This is a genomic window from Trueperaceae bacterium (assembly GCA_036381035.1).
GTDB lineage: Bacteria > Deinococcota > Deinococci > Deinococcales > Trueperaceae > DASRWD01.
Map to the genome: position 1 here is coordinate 1 of DASVDQ010000080.1, position 11,726 is coordinate 11,726.

13 protein-coding genes are annotated in these 11,726 nt (G+C 73.2%); 10 read left to right on the top strand and 3 right to left on the bottom strand.

What is annotated here, in order from left to right:
• The coding region (locus VF202_09475) for a pyridoxal-dependent decarboxylase (GenBank protein ID HEX7040331.1) at positions 1-1,106 on the top strand (1,106 nt) is incomplete at its 5' end.
• Here the strand turns inward: VF202_09475 and VF202_09480 are convergent.
• The gene (locus tag VF202_09480) at positions 1,072-3,660 is read right to left on the bottom strand and encodes an AAA family ATPase (protein HEX7040332.1); all 2,589 of its coding nucleotides are present in this window, start codon (positions 3,658-3,660) and stop codon (positions 1,072-1,074) included. The two genes, VF202_09475 and VF202_09480, sit on opposite strands and share 35 nt — an antisense overlap.
• Positions 3,661-3,758: 98 nt before the next feature.
• Between VF202_09480 and VF202_09485 the strand changes: the two genes are divergently transcribed.
• Entirely contained in the window at positions 3,759-4,268 is a 510-nt protein-coding gene (locus VF202_09485) for a DMT family transporter (protein ID HEX7040333.1), read from the top strand.
• A complete protein-coding gene (locus tag VF202_09490; protein ID HEX7040334.1) occupies positions 4,214-4,444 on the top strand; it encodes a hypothetical protein in 231 nt (76 codons plus the stop codon). Before VF202_09485 ends, VF202_09490 begins: the two co-directional genes overlap by 55 nt.
• A 3-nt stretch (positions 4,445-4,447) precedes the next feature.
• Here the strand turns inward: VF202_09490 and VF202_09495 are convergent, their stop codons facing one another.
• Positions 4,448-4,879 (bottom strand): NUDIX hydrolase, encoded by a 432-nt coding sequence (locus VF202_09495; GenBank protein HEX7040335.1) that lies wholly within the window; start codon positions 4,877-4,879, stop codon positions 4,448-4,450.
• A 441-nt stretch (positions 4,880-5,320) separates the two neighbouring features.
• Here VF202_09495 and VF202_09500 point away from each other — a divergent pair, with 441 nt between their 5' ends.
• Entirely contained in the window at positions 5,321-6,313 is a 993-nt protein-coding gene (locus VF202_09500) for a hypothetical protein (protein HEX7040336.1), read from the top strand.
• Between the two features lie 122 nt (positions 6,314-6,435).
• Here VF202_09500 and VF202_09505 read toward each other — a convergent pair whose 3' ends face one another.
• On the bottom strand, positions 6,436-7,725 hold the full coding sequence (locus VF202_09505; GenBank protein ID HEX7040337.1) for an ammonium transporter: 1,290 nt from the start codon (positions 7,723-7,725) through the stop codon (positions 6,436-6,438).
• A 451-nt stretch (positions 7,726-8,176) separates the two neighbouring features.
• Here VF202_09505 and VF202_09510 point away from each other — a divergent pair, with 451 nt between their 5' ends.
• The 6 genes from VF202_09510 to VF202_09535 all read left to right on the top strand — a co-directional run.
• On the top strand, positions 8,177-8,668 hold the full coding sequence (locus VF202_09510; GenBank protein ID HEX7040338.1) for a ferritin-like domain-containing protein: 492 nt from the start codon (positions 8,177-8,179) through the stop codon (positions 8,666-8,668).
• Between the two features lie 317 nt (positions 8,669-8,985).
• On the top strand, positions 8,986-9,768 hold the full coding sequence (locus tag VF202_09515) for a hypothetical protein (protein HEX7040339.1): 783 nt from the start codon (positions 8,986-8,988) through the stop codon (positions 9,766-9,768).
• Between the two features lie 88 nt (positions 9,769-9,856).
• Positions 9,857-10,288: a hypothetical protein gene (locus VF202_09520; protein ID HEX7040340.1), complete on the top strand. Its 432-nt coding sequence runs from the start codon at positions 9,857-9,859 to the stop codon at positions 10,286-10,288.
• Between the two features lie 111 nt (positions 10,289-10,399).
• Entirely contained in the window at positions 10,400-11,008 is a 609-nt protein-coding gene (locus VF202_09525; protein HEX7040341.1) for a dihydrofolate reductase family protein, read from the top strand.
• 147 nt (positions 11,009-11,155) lie between these two features.
• Positions 11,156-11,548 (top strand): thioredoxin, encoded by a 393-nt coding sequence (gene trxA / locus VF202_09530; GenBank protein HEX7040342.1) that lies wholly within the window; start codon positions 11,156-11,158, stop codon positions 11,546-11,548.
• Positions 11,545-11,726: metal-sensitive transcriptional regulator (locus VF202_09535; GenBank protein HEX7040343.1), on the top strand; the 182-nt coding region annotated here is incomplete at its 3' end. The genes trxA and VF202_09535, both read left to right, overlap by 4 nt.

Below are 11,726 nucleotides of genomic sequence, written 5' to 3' on the forward strand. Positions count from 1 at the left end.
CCTGGGACCAGAACACGATGGCCGCGGCGGCGACTCCCGGCACGGTGGCGCTCGAGGCCGCGGCGTTGCGCTGGGTCGTCGAGGCCACAGGGCTGCCCGAGGGGACCTGGGGCGCGTTCGCCACCGGCACGACGATGGCCCACGTCGCCGCGCTTGGCACGGCCACGACGGCGGTCCTCGGCCGAGCCGGCTGGGACCCGGTCGCCGACGGCCTGTTCGGGGCACCGCCGGTGACCGTGGTCGTTGGGGATGAGGTTCACCCGTCGCTGCTCAAGGCGCTCGGCATCCTCGGCCTCGGGCGCGACCGCGTCGTGCGCGTGCCGGTCGACGGCCAGGGGCGCCTGCGGGCTGAGATGCTCCCGGTCCTGGAGCCGCCGGCGATCCTCTGCCTTCAGGCGGGCAACGTCGACACCGGAGCGTTCGACCCTATGGCCGAGGTCGTCGACGCCGCTCGCGAGGTCGGAGCGTGGGTGCACGTGGACGGGGCGTTCGGGTTCTGGGCCGCGGCCTCCCCGGCCTTCTCGCACCTGACCGTCGGCATGGAGCGCGCCGACTCCTGGGCCACCGACGCACACAAGTACCTCAACGTGCCCTACGACGCCGGCATCGTGCTGGTGCGGGACGCCTCGGCGCTGGAGCGGGCGATGAGCGTGTCGGCCGCCTACTTGCCGCCAGGGGAGATCGGCCGTGACCCGGTGCTGTACTCGCTCGAGCTGTCGCGCCGCGCCCGCGGCGTGCCTACCTGGGCCGTCCTCAGGACCATGGGCCGGTCGGGCGTCGCCGAGCTGGTGGAGCGCACCTGCGCGCTGGCGCGCCGCTTCGCCGACGGGGTGAGAGCGGCAGGCTTCGAGGTCCTCAACGAGGTCGTCCTGAACCAGGTGCTCGTGAGCTTCGGTGATGCCGCGACCACGGCGCGTGTGGTGCAGGAGGTCCAGGCCGAGGGCACGCTCTACGCCGGCCCGACGGTCTGGCAGGGCAGGACGGCGATGCGCGTGTCGGTGTCCTCGTGGCGGACGACCGAGGCCGACATCGACCGCAGCGTCGCGGCAGTCAAGCGCTGCGCCGAGGAGGTCAAGCGGACCGCGGTCGCGGGGGTCTCGGCCTGAGTTCCTCTGGCACCAGCTCGGCGTAGCGCCTGGCGGCCGCGCGGCGGCTGGCGGCGCCGAGCTTGGCGAGCACTCCCTCGACGTGGTGCTCGACGGTCCGGACCGAGAGGCCCAGCCGCCTGGCTATCTCCTTGTTCGTCAGGCCCTCGGCGACCAGCGACACGACCTCGAGCTGCCGCGTCGTGAGCCCGCCCGGGTTCGCCAGCGTCTCGCTTCGCGGGCGCGCCGGGACAGCGGCGCCGAGCTCGCGCAGTCGCCTCGTCGCTCGCTCCTCGAGCGGCCGCGCCCCCAGGCGCCGGGCGGTCTCGAGCGCCTCCCCTAGCGCCGCCGCCTCGTCGGTCAGGGTGAGCATCAGCGCCCTGTCGTAGTCCCACCCGATGGTTCCGAACGCTTCGGCGGCCCGCCGCCAGTCTCGCGCCACCATCGGGGCGAAGGGCTCGGGCAGGTCCCCCTCCACGGGCAGGTCGAGGCCCGCGACGGCCGACCAGGCCGCGACACCCGCCCATGCCCAGCCCCCGCCGCCCGAACTCATGAGCTCTTCGGCGGCGGCGACGCGCGCCCGCGGCGGGTCGGCGCGACCTGTGAGCGCCATCTCGACCTCGAGCTGCAGCACCGGGCCGAGGCGCTGGAGCTCGGCCGCCCTCTCGGCGCGCTCGGCCAGTACCGCCACCCTCGTGCCGGCGTCCTCGTCACCGCGCCGCACGGCCAGCTCGGCGAGCACGGTGTCGGCGAGCAACTGGGCGACGTTCGCGCCCTCGCCGGCCACGTCTGAGGCGATCCCCTCGGCCTCGTCCCAGTCGCCCTGCCGTAGGTGGAGCCAGCCGAGCATCACGCGGGTGTAGAGGAGAAGGGTGTCCACCTGGTGCTCCTCGGCGTACGCCGCCGCCTGCCGCGTGTACCGCCACGCCGTTACCGGGCGCGCCCACGCCAGCGTCGAGTAGCCGAGGTTGAGCAGGGCGCGCACCGCCTCGTGGCGGTCGCCCGCGGCGTCGGCGAGACGATGCGCCTCGAGCAGGAGACCGTAGTCCTCGGGGTCCACGCCGACGCGCACCGAGCCGATGTTCACCAGCGCGTGCGCCGTGACGGCGTCGGCACCCAGTCTCTGGGCGAGCGCCGCCGACTTCTCGCCCCACGCCACGGCCTGAGCGTCGTCGCCGGCGAGCATCGCGAGCTGCGAGAGGCCGCTGTAGGCTCGGGCCAGCTCGACCGACTCGCCGAGCGGCTCGAGCACGCTTATCGCGACCAGCGCGGCCTCCCGTGCGGCGACGCCGTCGCCGCCGTACCAGTGGCAGCGCGACAGGAAGCGCGTGCAGCGCCCCACAGCCTGCACGTCGCCGACCTCGCGGTAGAGCGCGATGGCAGCCTCGACGGCGGCGAAGGCCTCCGTCAGCCTGTCGACCGTGTACGCGGCGAGGGCCGCCTCCTCGTACAGCACGGCCCGCTCGGCGGGAGCCAGCGCCGCGGCGAAGTCGAGGGCGCGCGCGTAGTGAGCGTAGGCCTCGCGGTTCGACTCGGCGGCGGCGGCCCGGCGCGCCGCCGGCAGGGCGTGCTCCGCGACGGCCTCCGCGTCGCCTGACTCCTCGGCGTGGTGCAGGACCTCGGCGGGCTCGGCCCTTGTCTCGACCAGCGACCGCAGCAGGTCGGCGTGGAGCAGGCGTCGCCGCGCCGCCGGCACGCTCGCGCGCACGGCCTCCCGCGCCAGCTCGTGGCGGAAGCGCACGTGCGTCGCCGCGACGCTGAGGAGCTGGCGCCTTTCCGGCTCCTCGGCCGCGGCAGCCCAGCCGGGCATCGCGACGTCGAGGACCCGTGTGGGCAACCGCGACGGGGCCATAGCCACCAGCTCGACCAAGCGGAGCGCCTCCGGCGACAGGCGGGCGACGCGCCCGAGGACCGCGTTGGCGACCGACGGCGGCAGCCTCTCGGGACGGGCGGCGATGAGCTCGGTGACGTAGAACGGGTTCCCCCCGCTCGCCGCGTACACCCCGTCGGCGTCGTCGCCGGCGAGCTCGGCGACGGCGGCTCGGGAGAGCGGCGCTAGCTGCAGGTAGAGCGAGGTGCTGCCGCTCACCGCCTCGAGAGCCGCTGGCAGCGGATGGCCGGTGCCGAGCTCGCCGGAGCGGTACGTGAGCACGAGGACGGCTGGGAGGTCGCCGATGCGCCTGCCGATCACCGTGATCGCGTCTACGGTCGCCTCGTCGGCCCAGTGGACGTCCTCGATGACGAGCGCTGTAGGCGGCGGCTGCGCCGCCAGCTCGGCCAGGAGCAGCGTGTGGAGCCGGTGCGGCGGCGCCTCGGCGTCGAGCGCCTCTCGTAGCGCACCGGATACGGCGAGGTCGCGGAAGGGGCCCAGCGGCCGGGGTATCGACAGGTCGTCGCAGTTGCCCCACAGCAGCCGAGTGTCCGCGCGGTGGTCGCTGGCGAAGCGGGTCACCAGGGCGGTCTTGCCGATCCCGGGCTCGCCGGTGACCAGCACCACCGACCCATGTCCGGCCGCCGCCTCGTCTCTCACCAGACCCAGCGAGGCCAGCGGGCCCTCGCGCTCGAGCAGCGCCACCCCGTGAGCATAGAGCCGCGGCGCGTCGGCACGGGCGCGCGGCCCACGGTCGGCGGCGCGCGGCGCACGGCCCGCGCTCGTCGGGTCTACACTCCGGCGTGGGCCTGAGGCCGCTGGTCCCCCGCAGCGCCGGGAGAGAAGCCGCCGCCAGCCGCGTCGGCGTCGTCACCGTCCTGCTCTTCGTCGGCTGCGCGGTGTTGGCCGCCGGCAACTTCGTGGCCGTCCCCTTCAGCAACAGGGAGCTGGCGCCGCTGTGGGGCGCCGGGCTGCGCTTCGGACTGGCGGCCGCTACCTTCGCGGCGCTGGTGCCGCTGCTGCGCGTGCCCTGGGTGAGGCGCGAGCACCGGCGCGGCGCCGTCGTCTACGGCGTCTTCAGCTTCGGCGCGTTCTACGCGCTCTCGTACTGGTCCCTCCTGCACGTCACGGCCGGCACGGCCTCGGTGGTCATCGGGTCCGTGCCGCTGCTGACGGTGCTGCTCGCGGCCGGCGAGCGCGTCGAGCGGCTCTCGGCCCGCACGCTGCTCGGCGGCGCGCTGGCGCTGCTCGGGATCGGGTGGATCACGCTGACGTCCCGGGGGAGATCGCGGCCACGCCGCTGGCGCTCCTGACGCTGGTGGGCGCGGCGCTGGCGCTCTCGCAGGGCATCATCGTCGCGAAGCGCATAGCGGGCAACCATCCCGCCGCGGTGAACGCCGTGGCGATGGGCGTGGCGCCCGTGTCGCAGGAGACCGGCGCGCCAGGGCCCCAGGGAACGGAGCCTGGGCGCCAGGGCTCGGGCGGCTGAGACCTAGCCCCCGGACGCCCCCGCGATGGCCTCGGCCGCCCTCGCCAGCACCTTCCGCTCGTTCTCGAAGCTGAGCAGCCGCGCCGCCTCGTCCACGTCGACCCAGCGCGCCTCCTCGACCTCCTCGTCGTGGTCGGCGACGTCGCCGGAGACGTAGCGGAACAGGTAGAAGCGCACGAACTTGTGGTAGCGGACGCCCTCGCCCTGCGACACGTACCAGTACTCGATGGTCGGGAGCGGCGCCACCAGCTCGGCCTCGAGGCCCGTCTCCTCGCGCACCTCGCGCGCGGCAGCGTCCTCCGGTGCCTCGCCCGGCTCCACGAGGCCCTTGGGGAGCTGCCAACGGTCGCCGGCCAGGCGTATCAGCGCGACCTCCCGTCCGCGGAAGACCACGCCGCCGGCCGAGACCTGCGTCTTCGTGGTCAGCGCTGCCAAGCTCTCACCTCACCCGGCGGACGCCGCGGCCCGCCACCGGAGGACTTAGGCTCGGCGCGGGGCGGCGCGGCGCGACCCGGAGGCCGCCGCGGGCCGCCGACCCGAGGCTACACGCGCCCCGGGGCGGTCCGGCGACGGGAGGCGACGGCTGGAGGACCGTGCCCGACGGCGTCTCCAGGTCAAGAGCCGGTGTCACCGCCCGACGAGCCCCGGCCAGCACATATTTCCAAGCGTTCCCCACGTCTTCCCAGCGCGGCGCCCCAAGGGCACGCCCTCACCACCGTCCGGAGGGCACCCCGCTCACCTCCCGGGGATGGGAAGGGGACCGCCATGGCGATGGTCACGAGGTGGGGGTCGGCAGCGTGGAACTTCAGGGAGTCCGGTCCCTGACGTCGCCTCACTGGAGCTAGGACCCGGCGAAGCGACAGTCAGGAGGGCCCCATGGCTTTCACGGACCGATCCGACCTCTTCAACGTCTCGTTCGGGCTGCTCGACTTCCTGGCCCAGGTCGTCCTCGAGCTGTTCGGCGCCTGCGTGCCCATCTACCGCATCGACGACCCGCTCGAGGTGCTGCCGGCCCAGGTGAGCACCAGCGTCCTGCTCAGCGGGGCGCCGGTGACGCTGGTGCCGGTGAAGGTGCCGATCGCCGACCTGTCGGTGAGCGTGGACGACGTCGAGCTGGTGGTGCAGGCGGACGTGGGAGCGTGTGACGTGGAAAGAGCCGAGAAGCAGGTGGTACTCAACCGCGCGGTGTTCACCCGATCGAGCTTCGAGAGCGGGTCCTTGACGGTGCTCACGAGCCTCTTCCATAGGTTCCCGCGGACCGGACGCTACCGCGTGCACGTGCAGCACGCGAGCCGGCCGCTGCGCGACCTGACCGTCGTCGTCGACGAGGCGTCGTCGCGCCTGCAGGCGAACCTCGACCTGTCCAACCTCGACGACGAGCGCGGCTGCTGCTGCGACGACGAAGGCAACGTCGACCTGGCGGTGAACGGGGTCGTGGGCTTCTACCCGTCCACCGGCGTGGGCGGCTACCGCGTGGTCGTCACCGACGTGACGACGAGGGCGGAGCAGGCGGAGGGGGGACACGAGGTGGTCCTCGACAACGAGAAGGGTGTGCCTGCGGGCGACTACTTCGCGGTCGTGCTGACGCGGCCGGGCAGCTACGTGCTGGCGGCGAGGAACGCCCGCACCGAGCTGAAGGTGACGCTCCCGCAGCGGGAGCGCCTCCGCACAGACGAGCCGACCCTGGTGGTCCTGAACAGCGACGGCTTCACGCCGCGCTCGCTGAACCTGCTGGCCGGACGAGCGCTGGTGATCCAGTGCGACATCGACGCCGAGCTGAGGCTCGAGCTGGTGCAGGCGGAGGACGGGGAGGAGCCGGAGCGCCCGCGCCGTCGCACGTACCGGCGGGCGCGGCCCAAGGAGGGCTGAGCGGGACGCCTCGTCTCCGCACCAGGGCCGGGCGCGCGGGTCACGCACCCGGCCTCAGGGCGCAGCCGCCGACGCCTTCCCCGGGACGAGCGCGCTTCCTCCGGCTCTCCCCCCGCGCCCGATCAGGCGATGGCCTCGCCGTGGAGGGCGAGGTCGAGGCCCTTCTCCTCGTGCTCCTCGGGGACCCTCAGGCCGCCCGCCACGCGCACGAGCTGGGTGAGCAGGCCGGTGGCCGCCGCCGCGTAGGCGACGGTGATCAGCACGCCGTAGACCTGCACGCCGAGGCTCGCGTCCGCGGCCGCGGGGTTCACCGCCGGCGAGGCGAGCACGCCGGTGAGGACCGCGCCCACGACGCCGGCGACGCCGTGGATGCCGAAGACGTCGAGCGAGTCGTCGTAGCCGAGGGCCCGCTTGAGCCGCACGGCAGCCAGGTAGGCGCAGGCCGCGCCGAGGGCCCCGATCACGAACGCCCCGGCCGGGGCCACGAAGCCCGCGGCGGGCGTGACGGCGACGAGGCCGGCGACCGCGCCAGAGGTCGTGCCGAGGATCGTCGGGCGACCGTGTGCGGCCCACTCGATGAACATCCAGGTGAGCGCGGCGACGGCGGCGGCGACCTGCGTGTTGACCATCGCCGCCGCGGCGAGGGCGTTCGCGCCGCCCGCCGAGCCGGCGTTGAAGCCGAACCAGCCAACCCACAGCAGCGACGTGCCGGTGAGGGTGAGGACCAGGTTGTGCGGCGCGATCGGGACCTTGCCGAAGTCCTTGCGCTTGCCCAGCACCAGCGCCGCCACCAGCGCCGAGACGCCGGCGTTGATGTGCACGACGTTGCCGCCGGCGAAGTCGAGCACGCCGGCGCCGGCGAGGAAGCCGCCGCCCCACACCCAGTGAGCCAGCGGGGCGTAGACGACGAGGACCCACAGGCCGGTGAACCACAGGAGCGCCGAGAACCTGATCCTCTCGACGAGCGCCCCGAGGATGAGGGCGGGCGTGATGATGGCGAAGGTCATCTGGAAGACCGCGAACAGCAGCTCGGGGATCGTCCCGACCACGGAGGTGACGCCCACCCCCGAGAAGAACGCCTTGCCGAGGCCGCCGAAGAAGGCGTCCAGGCCGCCGTTCGGGTTCGCGCCGAACGCGATCGAGTAGCCGCAGGCGAACCACAGCACGGTCACCAGCGCCGCGACGGCGAACGTCTGTAGGAGCGTGGCCAGCACGTTCTTCTTGCGGACGAGGCCGCCGTAGAACAGGGCCAGGCCGGGCACCGTCATCAGCAGGACGAAGGCCGTGGACGTGAGCATCCAGGCCGTGTCCCCGGTGTCGATCCCCTCCTGAGCCCCCGCGAACCCGACCAGCGCCAGCGCCGCGAGCGCGCCCGCCCGGCGGGCGAACGCCGCACCCCTACCCATCGTCATCGCCATCTACCGCACCTCCGGCCGTGCCCTGGGTGCCGGCGCGGAGACCGTTTGCTTACGCTCGCGCACGCCGGCCGACACGGATGGCACAAACTAGGGCCCCTAGGTGCGAGTTGTCAATGCTTGATGTGGCAAGTGTCGCCCTCACCCTTAACGGTGTGCAAGTACCTGGCCGACTCGATGCGAGGTGTACGCCGCGTTCCGGCGCGGTGTCACGCGCGTGGTGTACACCCGGCTCACCAGAGGCCGCGCCGCGCCCTCCCGCTAGCTCGGCTGGCGACCGGCGGTCGCCTCGCGCGTCGGGCGAGGGGCTGCGCCACGGTCGCGTTGCATTTCTGGATGTCGATGACGACTTGGTTCGTCATGCCGCTGACCGCCACCCTTCTCACGCCCGGGTAATCAGGAGCGCCGGACCGGCGGGCACAGTGAGGGGCCCCACGAGGAGGGAACCATGCGACTGACCGACCTACAGGACGTGCTCGCCCACGAGGTGAAGGACCTCTACAGCGCCGAGAAGCAGCTCGTCGAGGCGCTCCCCAAGATGGCGAAGGCCGCCACCGACGACCGCCTGCGCCAGGCGATGGAGAAGCACCTGGAGGTGACGAGGGAGCAGGTGAGGCGCCTCGAGGAGGTCGGCAGGACGCTCGGCTCCGAGGTCACCGGCCACGCCTGCGAGGGCATGAAGGGCCTGATCAAGGAGGCCGACGGGCTCCTCAAGGACAACGACCCGAGCGAGGCGCTCGACGCCGCGCTGATCTCGGCCGCGCAGCGCGTGGAGCACTACGAGATCGCCGCCTACGGCAGCGCCGTGGCGTTCGCGAAGGAGCTCGGCCACCACGACGTGGCCAGGACGCTGCAGACGACCCTCGACGAGGAGGGCGCGGCCGACAAGGAGCTGACCGCCATCGCCGAGAGCCGGGTGAACCAGCGGGCGGAGGCCTGAGCCGGGCCCGGCGCTAGGGAACCAGGAGATCGCGGAGGGCCCCGACTGCGTGGTCGGGGCCCTCGCTCGTGCGCCGCGTACGCCCAGCCCGTAGCTCCAGCGCGCGGCGCAGCCCGACGCCCGCCCGCCCCATGCGGCTTCCACGCCCGGACCGGTATCACGCCCCACGGCAACTTAGACCTAGGCCGCTCGCCCCGAATTGTCACCGCGCGCACGACACTTACCGACCTGTCTACCTATAATATTGAGGTGCCAAGGAGGCACGGAACGGGGCGACGTTTATGAAACAGGCCGCTACGAAGATCGACTGGACGGAGTTGACCAGAGCGCTGTCAGAGCCCTTCGACGAGACCGACATCAAGTACCGCGCCGGAGCCATCAGCCGCGACAAGACGCGTGCTCAGGCGCTGCCTTACGCAGACCCTCGCGTCTACGAGGACAGGCTCAACGCCCTCGTCCCCGGCGCGTGGGAGGTCGAGTTCGAGCCATGGGGCGAGACGCGCATCATCTGCCGTCTGACCATCCACGGGGTCACCCGCAGCAGCACCGGCGAGAGCGGTGACGGCCCCGAGGCCGTGGCCGGCACGGCCGCCGAGGCACAGGCGTTCAAGCGCGCCTGCGCCAAGTTCGGCCTCGGCCGCTACCTCTACTCGCTGGAGGCGCCGTGGGTCGACTACGACGCCGAGAAGCGCCAGCTGATCCTCGACCCGAAGCCGCCGCGCTCGCCGGCGCCCATGCGCGCTTCGGCGCCGCGCTCGTCCGAGCGCCCGCAGGAGGCCCGCGCGCCGCGCACGACCAAGGGCCCGCAGCGCGTGGACCGCGAGATGGCCCTGCAGGCGCTCGAGCAGCAGCTCGGCCTCCAGCGCGCGGCCGTGCTGAAGGGCGGAGGCCAGGACGGCATCGGCCCGCGCCGCGCCGCCCGCATGCACGAGGCGCTGCTCGGCTGCGGCATCGAGAGGCGCCAGCACGAGGCCTTCGCCAGCGAGGCGATCGGCAGGGAGGTCGACGACCTGGCCGACCTCAGCGACGCCGAAGCCCGCCGCGTGTGGGCCGAGGCCAAGGAGCGCTCCGCCGAGGTGGAGCTCCCGGCCGCGGCCTGAGCTTCGGGTCCCGGCGCGGCCCGGCCGCGGGACCGCCGGCAACGAGGACCCCGGCCCCGCGCCGGGGTCCTCGACCTTATGCTCTGGCATGCTCAGAGCCAGGTCACTGACCCTCGCGGCGGCGCTCCTAGTCGTGACGCTCTCGGCGTGCATCCCGGTCAGCGTCCCCGGGCTGCGGCTCATCGACGGCCAGACGTGGTCGGCGCGGTTCGACGTCACGGTCCAGGCCGGCCCGAGCACGTTCCAGCTGCCCGTGCTCCTCTCCATGACCTTCCACCAGCAGCTCACCGACGTGACCGCCGACGCGACCCTCGAGTACGACGCCGGCATCTTCCGCCTGCAGACGGGCAGCCTCGTCGAGCTGAGCGGCTCGCTCGGCTTCGACGACGGCCTGCAGCTCGACAGCCCCTCCGGCGCCCTCGCCTTCGACGGACGCTTCGTCGGGGACAGCCTGGTGGGCACCGTGGCCATCGCCGGCGTCGTGCCGGTGGCCGATGTAGTCTTCTCCCGCACGCGCTAGGCACGCGCAACGCGGAGCCGCTCCGGCGGCGGACGGGCGCCCCGGCACGGCGCGGCAGGCCGCATCCTCCCGCGAGGATGCCCCACGCCCCACAGGCGGGAGGAGGACGTCATGCGCAAGCTCATCGTCAGCAACTTCTCTACGCTCGACGGCTTCTACGAGAGCCTCGACCGCAGCATCGTGCCGTTCTTCGAGCACGAGCACCCGGACTACAGCCGCGACGACGCCTTCGACCACTACAACACCGAGCGCCTCGCGGCGGCGGGCACGCTGCTGCTGGCCGGCCGCGAGTCGTTCCTCGGCAACATGGGCTACTGGACGAAGGCCCTCACCGACCCGAAGACGACGGAGATCCGCCGCCGGTTCGCCACGCTGATCCGCGACGTGGAGAAGGTCGTCGTGTCGGACAAGCTCCGCGAGGAGGACCTCGGCCCGTGGCGCGACACCACGCGCATCGTCAAGGTGGGCGACGCCGTCGAGGAGGTCGCGGCCCTCAAGCGCCAGGGCGACGGCGAGGTGCTGGTGCTCATGGGGCGCCGTCTGTGGAACCACCTGCTCGCCCACGGGCTGGTGGACGAGCTGCACATCACGTACTTCCCCCTCGTGGGCGGCGAGGGCGTGCCGCTGTTCGAGCGCCGGCCGGACGTGCCGCTGAAGCTCATGGGCACGCGCACCTGGCCCGGTTCCGGGAACGTGCTGGCCTGCTACCAGGTGGGCTAGGGGGACGGCGGGGGTCCGGCGGCCGGGCGCGGGAGCCTCGGCGGCACGGCGACGCCCGCTGGCGGGCCCGACCCGACGCGGCTGGCCCCCGGGACCTGCGCCGCCGCCGTGACATCCCGGTCATACCCCTCGGGGTATGCTCCCTGCATGGCTACCCGAGAGATCACCGCCGAGAACCTAGGCGCCACCCTGGCCGACAACGACATCGTGCTGCTCGACTTCTGGGCCGAGTGGTGCGGTCCCTGCCGCATGTTCGGTCCCATCTTCGAGAAGGCGTCGGAGGAACACTCCGACATCGTGTTCGGGAAGGTCGACACCGAGGCCGAGCAGGACCTGACCATGGCCTTCGGCATCAGGTCGATCCCCACGATCATGGCGTTCAGGGAGAACGTCCTCGTCTACGCCCAGCCCGGCGCGCTGCTCGGCCCGCAGCTCGAGCAGCTCATCGCCGCCGTCCGCGGCCTCGACATGGCCGAGGTCCACGCGAAGGTCGCCGAGCAGGAGCGCGAGCGCGAGGCGGCCAGGCAAGCCGGGGCATGAACGCCGACGCCCGCCGCCGGGTCCTCAACCGGCTGCGCCGCGCGCAGGGCCAGCTCGCCGCCGTGATCAAGGCCGTCGAGGAGGGCCGCCCCTGCCCCGAGGTCGCGACGCAGCTCGCCGCGACGTCGAAGGCGCTCGACCGCGCCGGCGTGGCGCTGGTCAGCTCCGCCATGCAGGA